Source organism: Sulfurimonas sp. HSL3-1, assembly GCF_039645995.1.
Lineage (GTDB): Bacteria > Campylobacterota > Campylobacteria > Campylobacterales > Sulfurimonadaceae > Thiomicrolovo > Thiomicrolovo diazotrophicus.
Genome location: NZ_CP147920.1, coordinates 1,385,374 through 1,402,174 on the forward strand (window position 1 = coordinate 1,385,374; position 16,801 = coordinate 1,402,174).

Genomic DNA, 16,801 nt, shown 5'->3' on the forward strand with positions numbered 1-16,801 from the left:
AGCGTCCAGCGTCTACTCAGACGCCGGGACCTCAGTCGGTGCCATCGCATCGCGCTTCAGGGCCAGAACCTCTTCGGGCTTCACCTCCGCGACCAGCGGCAGACTCCCGACGTTTTCAATGACCCGGTATTCGGCCAGTTGCTGATCGTACAGGGTAGAGACGTAAGCCTTGCGGGAAGTGTAGTACTCGTTCTCGACATCCAGCACGTCCAGAAGTGTCCGGCGTCCGAGGCGGAACTCTTCGTTGTACGCCTGCAGGGTTCTTTGTGTGAAGTCACGGTGCTCTTTCAGATACTCCAGCTGCTCCGTGATCCGGGTTTTGGCCGCCCAGGAGTAGTTCAGACGTTCAAAAACAAGGCGCTGGTTCTCCATCATTTTTTCGGAGGCGTTGAAAGCGGAAGCGAGCGCTTTTTTGCGGCTGGCGACATCCGCACCGCCGTTATAGATATTCCACGATGCGACCAGCTGCACGCTGAATTCATTCTCGTCGCCCGCATCCGTGCGCCATGCGTAATCGCCCGTCCTGTCATTGTTGACATGGGACTGTTTGACCTCCAGGTCGACGCTCGGATAGTAGGTGTAAGCCGCCTGGCTGTATGCCTCCTGCGCCGCCTTGATGTTTTTACGGCTGGCCATCAGGGTCGGATAATACTGAAGCGCCGTTTTTTCCGCCGCCTCGATGCTCATCGGCATCAACGCAGCGTTGACCTTCGCTTCCATCATATCCTCGGGGTCGACCGTTTCTCCGTAGATGCGCTTGAAGTTCGTCTGGGCATCTTCGAAATTGTTGATGGCAACCTTGACGTTCGACTCGGCCAGTGCGAGACGGCCGGAGATCTGTTCCATATCCGACTGTGCGCCCACGCCGGCTTCGAGACGCTCTTTGATCATGTCATAGTAGCGCTGGTGCGTGTCGCGGTTCTCCAGCGTCAGGGCGAGGATCTGCTTCTGCTTTAGCACGGCCAGATAGCTTTCGATCATGGTGAGGCCGAGCTGGCTCACTTTTTCCATCAGCGAGTACTCCGCGGAGAGCAGTCTCGCATCCTGCTGCGCGACGTCGTGCATCGTCGAGAAACCGCGGAAAAGGTTTTCGCGCGCCCGAACGAACGCTTCCGTATGCATGTAGGTGTCTGAATCCACGTTAGGACCGATCGGTCCATTGGAACCTTCATCATGCTTAAGACCGACGGATCCCTGCAGATCTACCACCGGGAGGTAATCAGCGAATGCGATCGTTTTGTCCTCTTCGACGGCACGGTAATCTTCAATGCGCTGCCGGATTTCCGGATTGGTGTCCACCACCGTCCGATACGCTTCTTCCAATGTCAATCCGTGGCCTGCCGTTGCCAGTAGGAAAGGCAGAATCCCAAGTATTCCCTTATGTTTCATCGTCGATCCTTTGCACTTGATTTGCCAGTTATTGAAACTGTCCTTAAAAGGATTATAGCCCGTTTCAACCTTACAGAAACATAATGTAATAATTTCCATTGATCTTCTTTTTTTATTTAAGTAACAGATTGTATATAATGCCCTACGAATCCAACGCAGACGGACCGACCATGCCCAACCGACTTGCCAACGAAGACTCCCCCTACCTGCAGCAGCACAAGAACAACCCCGTCGACTGGTACCCCTGGTGCGACGAAGCCTTTGCCCGCGCCCGCGACGAGAAGCGTCCGATCTTTATCTCCATCGGCTACAGCAGCTGCCACTGGTGCCACGTGATGGAGCACGAGGTGTTCGAAAACGAAGCCATCGCTGCGTATCTGAACGAACACTTTATCAGCATCAAGGTCGACCGCGAAGAGCGCCCCGACCTCGACAAGTACTACCAGGAGGTGCACCAGCTGCTCAACCGCCGTGCGGGCGGCTGGCCCGCCTCCATCTTCTGCACCCCCGACAACAAACCCTTCTACGCCGGCACCTACATCCCGCCGACCACCCGCGACCGGATGCTGGGATTTACGGAACTGACAGAGATCATCGCCACCAAGGTGGCCGAGGGGGACGAGAAGCTCTTCCAGAACGCCGACGAGATACAAAACTACCTGAAACCCGAAGCGCGGCCGAAAGAGGCGACAGTCCTGAAGCCCTCCCTGGCCACCGGATTCGTCAAACAGGCGCTGCACAACTTCGAGAGCACACATGGCGGCTTCTCCCAGCAGCCGAAGTTTCCGCACACCTCGACGCTGAACGCCCTGCTCGACATCGTGCTGCTGCAAAACGACGCCGATGCGAAAAAGATGGTGACGCAGACCCTCTCCACGATGCACCGCGGCGGTATGTACGACCTCGTCGACGGCGGTTTCTGCCGCTACAGCGTCGACCCGGAGTGGCTGGTGCCACACTTTGAGAAGATGACCTACGACAACGGGCTGCTCTGCGAGCTCTACGCCCGGGCCGGGCGGATGTTCGGCGATGCCTCCTATACACGGACTGCCACGGAGATCGCCGACTTCATGGCGGCGAAGATGCAAGAAGACGGCCTCTTCTACTCCGCCAGCGACGCCGACAGCGAAGGGGAGGAAGGCACCTACTTCATCGTCGCGTACGACGTCGCCAGGGCGGCGCTGATCGAGGACGGCTTTGCCGAAGATGACGCCGATGCGATCCTGGAGACCCTCCACGTCACACCGGGCGGCAACTTCGAGGGCAGGAACATTCTCTGGCTCTCCGAACCCGTCGAACGCCCCGAGTGGTTCGCCCCCGTCCGCGACGTCTTCCTCCGCCTTCGCACAGAGCGCGAATACCCCTTTATCGACCGCAAGATCCAGACCTCGTGGAACGCGATGATGATCCGCGGCCTCTTCGAGCTCGGCAAAAGCGACCCGACCTATATCGAAAAGGCGGTGACGGCCCTCAAGGCCCTGCAGGGTTTCCTGATGCCGGACGGCACGCTCTACCACACGGCCCTCATCCACAGCACGCCGAAGATCGGCGCCTTCCTGGAGGATTACGCCTACCTCGGCACCGCTTTCGTCAAGGCCTATGAAGCGACCTACGACGAGACCTATCTTATGCAGGCGCAGCAGACGGCCAACCGCGCACTGGAGACCCTCTACGACAGCGGGCGCTGGTACTTCGTGCGCGGCGAGTTCGTCACCGACGCCGACCCCACCGACAGCTCCTACCCCGGCTCCGTCGGCGTCATGGTCGACCTGCTGCTGAGCCTCGGCATCCTCGTCGAGGAGAAGTACCGCCACTTCGCCTTCAAGACCCTGGAGTACTACTCGGCCCGCCTGGCGAAGACGCCCATCTACTTCCCCTACCTCTTCAACCAGGCGCTGCGCTACCTCTACGAAGACCTCGTCGTCAAAGCCGACGCCGAACGGCTGGCATCGGCCGCAGGTAACATTTCGACGGTCACCTACCCCTACGTCCACGTCAAGGCCACAGACGACAACAGCTACATGCTCTGCGGCGTCCAAAGCTGTTTCGCACAGCTCAAGAGCGCAGACGAGATCGCCCCGACGATCAAAGAGAAGCTCCCGGCGTTATAAACACGCCTGGGACACCGAAATCTAGTCACCAATTTTCATTAAGAATGCATCTGCCACACCTAAGGGTGGGTTTCCATCCAGCGCTTCATAAACTAATCCACCCAAAAGCACATTTCCATCAAGGTCGATCACCATATCCAGTACACTGTCATTGTCGATCGTCCCATACTGTTTAGTGCTAATTTCAGTTCCATTCAAGTCCATTTTCATCAAAAAGAGATCGCTTTTCTCACTGCTTTCAAGATAGGGCGTTTTGTTGAAGTTTCCATTTAAGTCGCCGGATGTATTTCCAACAATATACAACACACCTAAAGGGTCATAAATTATTCTACTCGCTGTATCATTTTCTAGTGTTCCGTAATGACGACTCCAGAGCATAGTACCATTCATATCTACTTTCGCCAATGTGACATTTAGATCGTAGTATCCCCTATATTCGGTTTCCCAATACACATCATTAACTCCGACCAAAAATAGATTTCCGGCCCCGTCAAATGTAAAATCTTTATAATAATTACAGTCATATGATGTTGAGGTATCGCACGGATAGGAATGCATCCAGATCAACTTCCCATTACTATCATATTTAACAAGCATTTCATCCTCTAAGACAAAGAGTTTTCCGTCATCATCCAATGCGATTCCATTGGCGAAATCGGAGTATCGGGTGCCTATTTGATGCAGCCATATTGTGTCGTTCTCATTGGTAAGCTTGGCTACAAAAATATCTGTATGACCATAATTGACTCCCCCGTCAATAGAACCGCCTGTTTCTCCTAAAATGTATAAGTTCTCAACTTTGTCAGCTACAACTCTTTCCACCGAGTCCCAATAGTCATCACCACTGTTATATAGATGCGTCCAAAGTTCATCACCATCATTTGAAACAGCCATGATCCATCCCGCAGTTCTATAATTTATCTTATTACAGCAACTGTACGGCTTCGAATATTGACTTCCAACGAGATAAATTGTGCCGTCACTGCCTATGGCCATATCCGAAACAGATGTCTCAAACTCGTTTTTATACTGTTTAATCCAGAGCTGTTTACCTGCCGGATCAAATTTGGACAAAAGGACGCTCCTTTTCCCTTCGCTTGCATTGCCATCAATAGCTCCGTATGTCCATCCTGCAGTATAGATATTATTTTGTGTATCGACAACAATTGCAGTCGTGCTGTCAGATGCTGATGTACCATATTGTCTAGTCCATTTATTTACAAAAATCACAACTTCTACGGATTGGCTGGCACCAAGACTGTTCGTGCCGATAGCTTCTAAATGATATTCCGAATGTAGCATACGGTTCAAATCCGCTGTAGGTGACACTGAAATCGTACCGTTGGTATCGATGACGAAATCCTTGCTCCCGTCACCCTCCAACGCGACCGAAAGACCCGTCCCTAATCCGGGGTAAACATACATCTGACCCACTTCTTTTCCGGCAGGAGCGTGTTCATCCATACTTCCGGTAAAAGGATGCAGTTCCGGTAGAGGCTCCTCAACATCTTTGACGTTGACGATCACCTCTGCCCATGCCGATGTTTGTCCAACGCTGTTAACGGCTCTGGCCTGAAACCGGTAGTTGTTTTCTTTTTCGAAATCAAAAGGATTTCTTGTTATGATCGTCCCATTCTTATCTATTCCGAAATCGAGATAACCCCAGTAATCGAGTTCATACCGTGTAATGTTTCCGTCACCTTCACTGATTAACGTAACATGCCCTATTTGGCTCCCCACTGGAATGTCTTCATCGACCACCATGATGCTCTGTCCCAATACAGGCGCCTCATAAACGTCATCAACGACTATAGTGATGTTAACATCAACAGCATTTCCGACACTATCGGTGATACGCACTTGTACTTCATATGTATTATCTTTATTACTGTCATCAGGTTTTTCGAAATTAGGAGCATTGTTAAAGATAAGATGCCCCATCGTATCAATAGAGAATAAATTTGCATCTACTCCACCGGAAATCACATAAGTAAGAGGTAGACTAGTATCCATTGCATTGATATAGACAACTGTCTGAATGTTCTCATTTACATGCACCTTGTCAGGCATATCGATCTGCGGAGGGGTTATATCAGGTATGGTAACCAGTTCTGTAAACTGCGTATAGAGCAGTTGCCCTTTATCTCCCCTAACTCCTACTGTAAAAGTCAGTGTATAGTTCTTTCCTTCCGTCAATGCTTCTGAGGGAATAAATGAGAGGGTTCTATCGTTGAGTACAACCTGCCCCTTAATAATATTCCCAGTCTCATCAGTCAGAATGATCTCCACTGATTCAATCATGGACATTTCAACAGAAGCATTAATAGTAAATGTGAAATTTCCATCTGTAGCCGTACCTTCCCAACCGGACTGTTCAAAGTCTAGGTTGGCATAAACCAGCGCATAGGCATCTGCATAGATATCCTGACCGAGATGAACTTTCTCGACAATAGGCAAAATACGTCTGTCATAGTCGGCGCGCAGTCGGCTTTTCCCATCATATGGCAGCCATCCCAGCACGGCTTCGTAATCGGAAGGTGCATTCGTATTGGTAACATTCTTCAGTAACCTGCTCGCAACATCATCCAAATGAGCGATAATCTCAGCTGTTGAGACATTTGCCTCCAACATATGCTTCGTCACCTGGTACGCGATCTCGGTCAGAATATTGACTTTATAGCCCCCTTCTTCTATTCTGCTTCCAAATAGAAGCGCACGTAATGTGCCGTTATTTTCTGTCGGGGTCTGATCAATGGCCATATCGTCGTCGACATCGATATCCTGACCGCCATGAATACTAAGCAGATAAAGCTGTGTTGCGTCGATTGACGTCATGAAATCAGACGGCATGCTGATCAGGCCTGTTGTGATGCTGGATCCACCATAGGTTGTCGAACCGCTTGCAAGGGGTTCGGCAGCGCTGCCGAACGCATCACGCACTTCAATAGTAGCTCCGCCAAGCGGCCCGAGCAATGCCTGTGTCAGCATAGGAACGATCCCATAAATATGCTTTGTTTCGTCAAATTGCCTTCTGCTTTTTCCCAACTTCACTAATGTATGATTGCAATCTATGCATCCACTGTTTTTTGACACTGTCGAATAGTTCCCATCCTTAACAACGATATCAAGCACATGCCCGATATTAAGTCCGGATGGATCTTTAATGTCCAATGCAAACATCTCCCCCCCATCAGGTGTTATGACATTAAAAATCAGTGTCTCCGGCGATCTACTATTTACGCATGTTTCGTCGATTTCCCCTTTACTGTTGGCAAAAACCCCATACGTCCCGACAGAAAGGTCATCTTCAACATAGTAGTGCTCAAAGGCCGTGTCTTTCAAGTCCGAAAGGTCCTTGACCGCCTGCTCTGCCTGGAAGTCGAGGTCCATATCAATATACGGATAGCGCCATGTCAGCCCGACAGTCACTTTGCCGTCATGAGCTGTGTGATTGCTGTCGTTTACATCCCGGCACTGGGACATGACATAGGAATTGCCTTCACCATGTATTTTCCCCATCTCTAAAAAATAGACGTCTTTAAGATCCGGCATGGCTTGAAATCGGTGTTCCATAGGTCTTATGGTCCCAACCATACACAGATCCGCACTTTTTGGTATGTACTGTGAAGGAGCATTTTTATGCGTCAAAACGGCATTGTCAATAAACTTAAGGATTTGCTGGCGTGTCAAATCCGTCGCCATATAACTCTCAAGAAATGCATGTGCCTTGATCGAATAGTGGATCTCTATCTTTTCGCCGGTTGAACTTACAAAAAAATATCGCTTCGGGTTCTCAACAAAATCATCCAGACTATCAGGAACCAGCCGAATCATGTCATTGTCAAAAGTGAGATATGGCGTTTTCTCACCGATCACATTATTTGCCGGTGTCGCAACGCCCATAACATAAAAATACTGCTGTACCCATGTCAGATTTTTAATTTGCGTAGGGTCACTGAATGTAAAGAATGCCCGGTTTGTAAAAAAATTCCCCTGACTGTGGGCAATGATGATAACACCATGTCCACTTTCTACACTCTTGGAATAGGCATTGACCTGCTTCTCCACATCTTGCTTTTCCTGCGCAATAATTTCTTCTTCAGTCATGTCAAAAATACTACCGACCGTCTCATCTATAATCTGATCCAACAAATAAACAAACATCTCTTCGAGCTGCTGTTCAGTCACCTCCTTTCCCAAAGACCCTTGACCAAGTTTTATAAAAGCTTCTTTTGCCATCTTTTTTGCGAGTTCTCGCGCATACTCTTTCGTTTCTTCTTTGGCTGCTTTTTGTGCAATCTTTTTGATTAAACCTTTAACTGAATAATTAAATAAATCCAGTATATTCCATACTACAGCCTTGATGTTTACACCGTAATCGCCTTCATATATTTTCTGGATCATTGATTCATAAAGATCGATTCCAATACCAAAAGTGTGGTTATAGGAAACCTTCCAGTCGGCAATTGTCTGATATGCTTCGGAAGAGTGCATCTTAAACTTCTCTTCTATTTGCTTAATAGACTTCTCAGCTTTTTTCTTACTAGTGTTAATTCCATTCGCAAAATATACGTCACTTTTGCACTCATTGATCCCAGCCTGAAGGAAAGTAAATATAGATATGAATATAAAAGTAGCTATTTGTTTCATGGCACGGAATTCAATTCACCATGATCGTTAAATCTACACTTTTCTTTGGTTGCAGAAGGAGCCGAAAATACTTCACCATCAAATTCTTCATTATATTTTTCATAGGCCATAAAACGTTCAGCAGTATTAAATTGAATTCCTTTAATTTCATCTTCCAAGCTTCGATATTCATCTAAGTAGAATGACTCATTATGATCTTTAGCGTGGTATGTCCAATAAAATTCGCAAGACAATGCGTCATCTAAGTATTTTGTTGTTTCATGAGCTTTGTATGGTTCCATAATGACTTTTTGATATGCTCTCGCATTCTGCATAAATAAACCTCGTTCAATCGGATGCTCATATGTCTTATAAATCCACCGCTCCACATCGTCTCTGACACCGTCATGGTTACTGTCAATCCCCAGAAGCGTTTCCTTCCCGGCCTCCCCGGGATCGGGCGGAAGCGTATGCCCGTCAACGATTTCAACCTCGTCTGATGATGTATTTTTTGTATCGTATTCCCAGCATCCTGATAGTAGAAACAGAAGCGTGAGAATGGAAAAGAGCTTCATAATTTTCCTCCAATAATATTTATAGTGTTTTAATGTTTTAACATATTATTATTAAATTTATATTAATCCATTGCACCAAACGTGCACAAGTTATTTAAATTCTTGTTTGAAGATCATGTGGAAATAGATCTTGCACTCTAGTGCACTGCAAAGGGGCTCTGCAACGCCCTGCAACCGTCCTATCCGTGCTATAATCAGCCAAAGGAGCATGTATGGGCACGAAGCACGATATGCTGGGAACGGAACTGGAACAAGGGGAGATCCTCAAAGAGATCGTCCATGACGACCGCAGGATCGAAAGCGGCAAGGCGTTTGAGCGAGAGCGGCGCGAACACAACAAGAACGGCAAAAAGCGGGTCGCCGTCTGGATCCGCAAGAGCGTCATCGACTACGAGGACGAGCTGAAGCAGCTGCAGATCGAGCTGCTGAAACTGCAAAAACACGTCAAAGAGCAGGGACTGAAACTGCTCCTGCTCTTCGAAGGGCGCGACGCCGCGGGCAAAGGCGGGACGATCAAGCGCATCACCGAACACCTCAACCCCCGGGGCGCGCGCGTTGTGGCCCTCAACAAGCCCTCGGACGTCGAGAAGACGCAGTGGTATTTCCAGCGCTACGTCGAGCACCTCCCCAGCGCGGGCGAGATCGTCCTGTTCGACCGCAGCTGGTACAACCGCGCGGGGGTGGAACCCGTCATGGGCTTCTGTACCCAGGACGAACACCAGGAGTTCCTGCACGAAGTCCCGCAGTTCGAGCGGATGCTCGTCAATGCCGGCATCATCCTTGTGAAGTTCTACTTCTCCGTCTCGAAAAAAGAGCAGGCCAAACGCTTCAAAGAGCGCGAGAACAACCCCCTGAAACACTACAAGCTCTCCCCTATCGACCTCCGCTCGCAGGAGCTCTGGGACAAATACACCATCGCCGAGTACTCCATGTTCATGGCGTCGCACACCGATCACGCTCCCTGGACGATCATCCACGCGGACAAAAAGAAAAAAGCGCGCCTGAACTGCATAAAACACATACTGAAACAGATTAATTATTCGGAAAAGATCGGCAAGAAAGTATTGAAGACGGATAAAGAAACGCTCTATTCAGCAGACAGGATGATCGCCGAATTCGACAGCAGCGTTGCCCTGCAGCCCGAAAAGGCCGCAAAGGGGAGTTAGATAAAGTTCAGGATCTCCGCTTCGATCTGCTCTTTTTCGATGATGGTCTTCTGCGTGACCGGCTTGTCAAAGAGGGCCTTGATCATCTCCGGGATGCCGATCTTCGCTTCGGCAGAGATAGCGTTGAGGGCGTCGATGTCGTGCGTATCGACTTCGCCCGTCAGCGCGTTCGCGATCGTCGGGGAGAACTTCGTCCACTCCGCCGTGGAGTAGGCGATGGTTTTGAACTCTTTCTTCGCGCAGTTCTCATAGGCTTTGAAACAGGTCGCCGTATGCGGGTCCATCAGGTAGCCGTCCGCGAACGCCGCTTTGATATAGGCCTTGCCCTCGTCGCCCGTGGCGTAATCCGCCGCGAAGAACTCCTGGAGTTTGTCCAGTTCCATGAAACAGAGCTCGTAGTTGTGTTCCTCGTCCAGTGAGTGCATCAGCTCTTTGGTACGCGCTTCGCCGAAGAGGTCATAAAGGACGCGCTCGACGTTGGAGGATTTGAGGATGTCCATCGCCGGTGACGTCGTTGCGACGACGTGGGCGTCGCGCAGATCGTATTTTCCGGTCGTAATGAGGCGGGTCAGGACGTTGTTCTCGTTGGAGGCGATGATGATCTTCTCGACCGGCAGTCCCATCTTCATGGCGTAGTAGCCGCCCAGGGCGTTACCGAAGTTGCCGCTCGGTACGTCCAGGTAGACCTTTTCGCCCATGGTGATCTCGCCCTGGCGTACCAGTTCAAGGTAGCTGTGGATGTGATAGATGATCTGGAAGATGATGCGGCCGAAGTTGACGGAGTTCGCCGCGGAGAGGGAGGTGTTCTTCTCTTTCAACGCCGCTTTAAAGGTCTCGGATGCCAACAGGTGCTTCAACGCACCCTGCGCGTCGTCGAAGCTCCCCTTGATCCCGATAACTTTCAGGTTTTCCGCATCCTCCGTGACCATCTGCAGGCGCTGCACGTCGCTGGTACCGCCGTCGGGGTAGAGACACGCGACCTTGACGTTGGCACGGTTTTTGAAGGTCTCCAGTGCCGCCGGGCCGGTGTCGCCGCTGGTCGCGGCGAGAATGAGGTAGTTCTCGTTACGTGCCTGTGCGATGGAAGAGAGGACGATGCCGAAGGGCTGCAGCGCCATGTCTTTGAAGGCGCGGGTCGGGCCGTGGTAGAGTTCGCTGACATAGAGGTCCTCGCGTACCTTGACGACGGGCACGGGGTTGGAAGGGTCGTCAAAAGCGTCGTAGAGGGCAAGCGCCTCGTCGATGACCGCTTCGTCGATGTCGATCGCAAAACGCGTGAGCATATCCTTCGCCATCGTCTTGTAACTGCTGCCCAGGTGCTTTTGCAAGAACGCTTCGCCCAGTTCCGGCAGGGTTTCGGGGACGTACAAGCCGCCGAAAGAGGCGATCGGGCTCAAAATAGCCTGGGAGAAGGTCACTTTTACAGGATGGGTTCCGTCATTTCCACGTGTCTCGATAAACTGCATCATCTTCGCTTTGAAAAAATTTTCGCAATTATAGCGAAGCGGTAGTTAGAGGCGCCCTAAACGAAGCGGTGGCGTTTTTCGGCAAAATCCCTGACTCTGCCCGCGCTTACATGCACCCCTTCCGAAGCCAACAGGGAAATCTTGCGCTTCACCCCGCCCTCGCCCGAATAGCTGCCGATATGGCCATCACTGCGGACGACGCGGTGGCAGGGGACATCCGGGGCATAGGGGTTCTTGCCCACGGCCGTTCCGACGGCGCGTACGGCGCGCGTTTCAAGATAAGCTGCCAGGTCCCCGTAGGTCGTCACCCTCCCTTCGGGGATGCGTTTGAGCGCGTCCCAGACGGCCCGCTGAAAAGGGGTGCCGCTCACTTCACGCTCTCCTGCAGCCAGGCCAGGTAACCGCTGTTGCCGGCGACGACGGGGGCCGCGATGATCTCGGGCACGTCGTAGGGATGCAGCGTCTCGATGCGCGCTCTGAGGCGCTCGAAGGCATCGGCGGTCGTCTTGATGATCAGCAGCACCTCCTCGTCCTCGCAGTATTCGCCTTTGAAGATGTAGTGCGACATAACAGCAGGCAGGCGGTTGACACAGGCGCTGAGCCGCTCTTTTACCACGGCTTCGGCGATGTCTTTGGCACTGACGGGATCGGGGCAGGTGCAGTAAACGATAATTGATTCTGTTTTCATAGCTTCATTATAACGCTTCTGGAAAAACCGGTGTGCGCAGAAAAAGAACAGCTATCATAAAATATAATGCATTATGCGACAAATTCTTCTCTTTATCTACGCCCTGTTCGCCTACCTTTCGGCGATGGTCTCCGTCTTAGTGCTGATCCTCTGGGTCTACCCCTGGTCGTTTATGCCGATCAACATTGACAGCGGCAGCGGCGGCAGCTTTGCCCTGCCCGTCGACCTCGCGCTGATCGCGCTTTTCGGCCTGCAGCACTCCGTCATGGCCCGTCCCGTCGTCAAACAGGCGCTTTTCGGCGCCCGGCCCGTCGCCTTTCGCACCTCGACCTACACCGTACTCTCCGCCCTCTGCCTGCTGCTGATCGTGCTGCTGTGGCAACCGCTGCCCACCCCGCTCTACGCCTTCGAATCCGGTCCGTTTTTCTGGCTGACGACGCTGTTCTACGTTCTGGGGTGGAGCATGGCCTTTGTCGCGACCTTTCAGATCGACCACTTCGAGCTCTTCGGGCTGCACCAGGGGTACCGCGCCCTGCGGGGAATCCCGGAACCCGAAGTACGCTTCCAGAAAAAAGGGTTCTACAAATATGTGCGCCATCCCATCCAGACCGGCACCGTGATCGGTCTCTGGGCCGTCCCGGTCATGAGCACGGGTCACCTGCTCTTTTCGGCGGGCATGACGCTCTATGTTCTCATCGGCCTCATGTATGAAGAGAAGGACCTTGTAAAGACACTGGGCAGCGCCTACCGCCGTTACCGCGAAGAGGTCCCGATGCTGTTCCCCTTCAAAAAGAGACGCTCCTGATCAGAGCCACCCCATCCATTCGAACACGGGCGGCAGCAGCAGCGCCGTCAGGAACGCGGCCAGCGCCATGGCCAGCCCCGCGAACGCGCCGCTGACGGGGTGGGCTTCGAAGGCCCGCGCCGTCCCGACGCCGTGGGCCGTCACCCCCATTGCAATACCGACCGCGCTCTCATCGGTCACCCCCGCCGCTTTCAAGATACGCAGCCCAATAACCGCCCCCGTAATGCCCGTGAAAACAACAAATGCTGCCGTCATGGCCGGGATGCCGCCGAGCACCTCGCTTATTCCCATCGCCACCGGCGTCGTCACCGATTTCGGGGCCAGGGAGATCAGCGTCTCACGGTCCAGCCCCAGGGCATAGCCGATTGCCACGGCGCTGAAGGCCCCTACGAGCACACCGACGGCCAGCGACACCGTCACGGGGAACCAGATGGCGCGCAGACGGGCCATCTGCCTAAAAAGCGGCACGGCCAGCGCCACCGTCGCGGGGCCCAGCAGGAAGTGCAGGAACTGCGCCCCGGCGAAATAGGCGTCATAGGAGGTCCGGCTTAGCTCCAGCAGGACGATCAAAGCGACGATGGAGACGGCCACGGGGTTCAGCAGCGCGATACTGCCGCTTTTTAAAAAGAGTTTCTGCGCCGCCAGGTAGACAAGGATGGTCAGCGTCAGCCACCACAGCGGCGACGCGGCGAGGTAGACCCAGAAGCTGTCAAAGACCATCGGTGTACTCCGATTTCTGACGCCGCAGCAGCCACTGCATCGTCCACCCCGTCACCACCAGCGTGATCACGGCACTGGCGAGCAGCGTCACTCCCAGCTTCAACCAGGTGCCGCCCAGGGCGTCAAAATAGACCATCACCCCTACCCCGGCGGGCACGAACAGGAGTGCGAGATATTTGAGCAGTCCGTCGGCGGTCAGGTCAAGATCGTGGGAGGAACGGCCCCGGTAACGGAGCCAGAGGAAAAGCAGCAGCATCCCGATCACGGGACCGGGAACCGGCCAGCCAAAAAGCCGTACGAGCGCCTCGCCGCAGAGCTGGCAGAAAAGCAGGAGCGCTATACCGTTGAGCATTGTGTCTGCCCCGCCCCCTACAGTGTGATCTGCGTGCCGATACCCTCTTCGGTAAAGAGTTCAAGCAAAATAGCGTGTTCGATACGGCCGTCGATGATGTGGGCCTTCTGGACACTGCGTTCAATCGCCTCGATACAGGCGTCGACCTTCGGCACCATCCCGCCGTGGATCGTCTTGTCGGCTTTGAGCGCCTCCACCTTCGCTTCGGTCAGGGACGAGAGCAGCTTTCCGTCAGCATCGAGGACGCCCGGGGTGTCGGTCATAAAGACGACCTTCTTCGCCCCGATGGCCCCGGCGATCTTGGAAGCCGCCAGGTCTGCGTTGATGTTGTAGCCCGGATGGCCCGTCTCGCCGTCGGATGCTATGGGCGCGATGACGGGGATGAACTTCTCGTCGATCAGGCGGTGGATAACGTCGGCTTTGACATCCTCAATGACCCCGGTAAGGCCCCATTTACCCGAATCTTTCGGCTGGGCGCGCAAGAACTGCGCATCTTTGCCGTTGACACCGAAGGCGCTGGCGCCGTGGGAGTTGAGCAAGGCGACGATCTCGTTGTTGACTTCGCCGCAGAGCACCATCTCAACGATGCGCATCACTTCGGGAGTCGTGACACGCTGCCCGTCGATGAACTCGGTGGGGATGTCCAGTTTGGAGAGCATTTCGTTGATGCGCGGTCCCCCGCCATGGACGATGACCGGACGGATCCCGACAAGGTACATCAGCAACACATCTTTGGCGAATTTCGCCTTGAGCGTTTCGGAAGTCTGCGCCGCACCGCCGTACTTGATGACGACGATCTGGTTTCTGAACTCCTTGATGAACGGCAGCGCCTCCAGGAGGGTCTTGACGGTATCAATCTTTGTTTTCATCGTATGTCCTGATGTAGTGTTCCACGTCTGCGGCCAGTGCGTCGTCGAGCTCCAGATGAAGCTCCATCAACGCGAGCGGCAGGTCAAAGTGGCGAATTTTAACGTAATCTTTATAAGTAACGAGCAAGGCATCCGCCCCGCTCTGCTCGAGGATGGACACCAGTTCGTCGCGCGCAAAGAAGTGGTGGTCCGGAAAGGTCGATTTGGCGACAACCTCGGGCAAAAATGGGTCCAGCCGCTCGGGCCGGGCGATGGCGGTGACCAGTGCCATCTTCGGCGCCGCATCCCTGATCGTCACACGGCGCGTGAAATCCACCCCCTCCCGGACAAGCCGCACCTCTTTCCCCGGCCAGAGCCGCTCGCGGAAGGGGCCGGCGGGAAGGCAGAAGCCATTGACCGCCACGACGTCGATGACGATGTCGTACTTGGCGATAAAGTGCTTGCCGTAGCCATCGTCGAGAAAAACGCAGCCGCACCCCATCGCTTTGGCTTTGGCAATGCCCGCTTCGCGATCCTCGCTGACGATGACGACAGCGTGGGGCAGCTCCAAAGCGTAAAGCATCGCCTCGTCACCGCTGCACGCCACATCGCAGAGTACGCTGCTACCGTCGGAGACGACCTGAAGCCCGCTGCTTTGGCGCCCGTAGCCGCGCAGCACGACGGCGGGATTCGCCTGCCGCTGCGCCAGCGCCACTGTCAGCGGGGTCTTTCCGCTCCCGCCGACGGTCAGGTTGCCGACGCTGACGACGGGGATGCCCTGGTGACGCGGTACGCTGTTTTGATAGCGGCGGTGCATGATAAAGCAGTAGAGCGCACCGAGGGGCCAGAGCGCGTAGGCGAGCAGACGCTGGTAGGAAGAAGGAGCGTAGAAGAAACGCTCCCCCCAGGCGACGAGGCGGGGTTTCACACGCGGGTTTTCGCGAGTTCGATCACTGCGTCGCAGATGTAATCGACCTCTTTGTCCGTGATGGAGCCGTAGATCGGGAGGGAGAGCACCTGCTGGTAGTTGCGCAGAGCGATCGGGAAATCATTGATGCGCAGATTGTATTTATTCTTGTAGTACGCCATCAGGTGCAGCGGGATATAGTGCAGCCCCGTCTCGATCCCTTTGGCCAAAAGGTCGCGGGCGAAACCGTCGCGGTTCTTATCGATCTTGATGATGTAGTTGCTGAACGCGTGGTCGCCGTGGATCTCCGGAGGGGTGATGTGGTAGACCCCTTTGAGCCGTTCGCTGTAGCGCGCCGCCACCTCTTTCTGACGGGCGATCACCTTGTCCTGGTGGGAGATGAAAGCATCGTTAAAAGCCGCCTCGATGGGGCTCATCGTGTATTTGCTCCCGATATCGACGACGTCGTAGATGTAGCTCAGTCCTTCGTCGTCACGCACCATCGCATGGTTGCGCAGCAGGGTCGCGCGTTCCATCATCTCGGCGTCGTCGGTGACGAGCATGCCGCCGTTGCTGATGGTCTGCTTCATGTGGGGGCTGAAGCTGAAGCAAGTGATGTCCGCCCCCGTCGAGCCGATCTTCTTCCCCTTGTAGGTCGCACCGAGCGCGTCCGAAGCATCCTCGACGATCTTGACGTTGTAGATCTTGGCGATGTTGTAGAGCCGGTCGAGGTCCATCGGCTGCCCCGCGATGTGCGAGACGATGACCGCCTTGAGCTTTTTGGCGCTGTTGGCTTCGAGGTAGCGTTCGAGCTTGTCGATATCCATGTTCATCGTCCACTCATTGACGTCGACAAAGATCGGTTCGGCGTCAAAGTGGCGCACGACTTCCGGTACGGCCGGGAAGGCGTTGACGGAGCAAAGCACCTTATCCCCGCGTTTGAGGTCGATGGCCAGCATCGCCAGGTGCAGCGCCGCCGTGCCGTGCGAGGTCGCCAGCGCATAGCCGCAGCCGATATAGTTCTCAAAATTCGCCTCGAGATCCTCCACGGCGAATTCGGCATCGCCCTGCAGTACCTGCTCGACCTTGTTACGTTCCTTGGGACCGATTTCCGGCCGGTAAAACGGTACTTTCATCCTTGTCTC

The 16,801-nt window shown here is 53.6% G+C and carries 14 protein-coding genes; 3 read left to right on the top strand and 11 right to left on the bottom strand.

All coding sequences use genetic code 11. The features are described 5' to 3' along the window. Positions 1 to 12: 12 nt before the first annotated feature. Complete coding sequence (locus WCY31_RS07080; RefSeq protein WP_345971848.1) at positions 13 to 1,389, bottom strand: TolC family outer membrane protein; 1,377 nt, start codon at positions 1,387 to 1,389, stop codon at positions 13 to 15. A gap of 170 nt (positions 1,390 to 1,559) precedes the next feature. Between WCY31_RS07080 and WCY31_RS07085 the strand changes: the two genes are divergently transcribed. Continuing rightward, a complete protein-coding gene (locus WCY31_RS07085; protein WP_345971849.1) occupies positions 1,560 to 3,500 on the top strand; it encodes a thioredoxin domain-containing protein in 1,941 nt (646 codons plus the stop codon). 21 nt (positions 3,501 to 3,521) lie between these two features. Here the strand turns inward: WCY31_RS07085 and WCY31_RS07090 are convergent, their stop codons facing one another. Both WCY31_RS07090 and WCY31_RS07095 read right to left on the bottom strand, forming a co-directional pair. After that, complete coding sequence (locus WCY31_RS07090) at positions 3,522 to 8,150, bottom strand: SBBP repeat-containing protein (protein ID WP_345971850.1); 4,629 nt, start codon at positions 8,148 to 8,150, stop codon at positions 3,522 to 3,524. Beyond that, complete coding sequence (locus WCY31_RS07095; RefSeq protein ID WP_345971852.1) at positions 8,147 to 8,704, bottom strand: hypothetical protein; 558 nt, start codon at positions 8,702 to 8,704, stop codon at positions 8,147 to 8,149. Before WCY31_RS07095 ends, WCY31_RS07090 begins: the two co-directional genes overlap by 4 nt. 212 nt (positions 8,705 to 8,916) lie before the next feature. Here WCY31_RS07095 and ppk2 point away from each other — a divergent pair, with 212 nt between their 5' ends. After that, the gene (ppk2, locus tag WCY31_RS07100; protein WP_345971853.1) at positions 8,917 to 9,870 is read left to right on the top strand and encodes a polyphosphate kinase 2; all 954 of its coding nucleotides are present in this window, start codon (positions 8,917 to 8,919) and stop codon (positions 9,868 to 9,870) included. Here ppk2 and thrC read toward each other — a convergent pair. The 3 genes from thrC to cutA are packed head-to-tail and all read right to left on the bottom strand — an operon-like array spanning position 9,867 to position 12,024. Next, complete coding sequence (thrC, locus tag WCY31_RS07105; protein ID WP_345973768.1) at positions 9,867 to 11,336, bottom strand: threonine synthase; 1,470 nt, start codon at positions 11,334 to 11,336, stop codon at positions 9,867 to 9,869. The two genes, ppk2 and thrC, sit on opposite strands and share 4 nt — an antisense overlap. Positions 11,337 to 11,392: 56 nt before the next feature. Further along, positions 11,393 to 11,707: an MGMT family protein gene (locus WCY31_RS07110; protein WP_345971854.1), complete on the bottom strand. Its 315-nt coding sequence runs from the start codon at positions 11,705 to 11,707 to the stop codon at positions 11,393 to 11,395. After that, positions 11,704 to 12,024 (bottom strand): divalent-cation tolerance protein CutA, encoded by a 321-nt coding sequence (gene cutA / locus WCY31_RS07115; RefSeq protein WP_345971855.1) that lies wholly within the window; start codon positions 12,022 to 12,024, stop codon positions 11,704 to 11,706. The genes WCY31_RS07110 and cutA overlap by 4 nt, the downstream gene beginning before the upstream one ends. Positions 12,025 to 12,097: 73 nt before the next feature. Between cutA and WCY31_RS07120 the strand changes: the two genes are divergently transcribed. After that, positions 12,098 to 12,829 (top strand): methyltransferase family protein, encoded by a 732-nt coding sequence (locus WCY31_RS07120; protein ID WP_345971856.1) that lies wholly within the window; start codon positions 12,098 to 12,100, stop codon positions 12,827 to 12,829. Here the strand turns inward: WCY31_RS07120 and WCY31_RS07125 are convergent, their stop codons facing one another. From WCY31_RS07125 to WCY31_RS07145, 5 genes are read right to left on the bottom strand one after another with little or no spacing between them, the layout of a single operon-like run. Next, the gene (locus WCY31_RS07125) at positions 12,830 to 13,549 is read right to left on the bottom strand and encodes an LrgB family protein (RefSeq protein ID WP_345971858.1); all 720 of its coding nucleotides are present in this window, start codon (positions 13,547 to 13,549) and stop codon (positions 12,830 to 12,832) included. Further along, positions 13,539 to 13,901, bottom strand: a complete 363-nt coding sequence (locus WCY31_RS07130) for a CidA/LrgA family protein (protein ID WP_345971859.1) — start codon at positions 13,899 to 13,901, stop codon at positions 13,539 to 13,541. The genes WCY31_RS07125 and WCY31_RS07130 overlap by 11 nt, the downstream gene beginning before the upstream one ends. A 17-nt stretch (positions 13,902 to 13,918) precedes the next feature. Further along, a complete protein-coding gene (gene argB / locus WCY31_RS07135; RefSeq protein ID WP_345971860.1) occupies positions 13,919 to 14,770 on the bottom strand; it encodes an acetylglutamate kinase in 852 nt (283 codons plus the stop codon). After that, complete coding sequence (locus tag WCY31_RS07140; RefSeq protein ID WP_345971861.1) at positions 14,754 to 15,677, bottom strand: tetraacyldisaccharide 4'-kinase; 924 nt, start codon at positions 15,675 to 15,677, stop codon at positions 14,754 to 14,756. The genes argB and WCY31_RS07140 overlap by 17 nt, the downstream gene beginning before the upstream one ends. After that, the gene (locus WCY31_RS07145; RefSeq protein ID WP_345971863.1) at positions 15,674 to 16,792 is read right to left on the bottom strand and encodes a DegT/DnrJ/EryC1/StrS family aminotransferase; all 1,119 of its coding nucleotides are present in this window, start codon (positions 16,790 to 16,792) and stop codon (positions 15,674 to 15,676) included. The genes WCY31_RS07140 and WCY31_RS07145 overlap by 4 nt, the downstream gene beginning before the upstream one ends. Between the last annotated feature and the right edge of the window lie 9 nt (positions 16,793 to 16,801).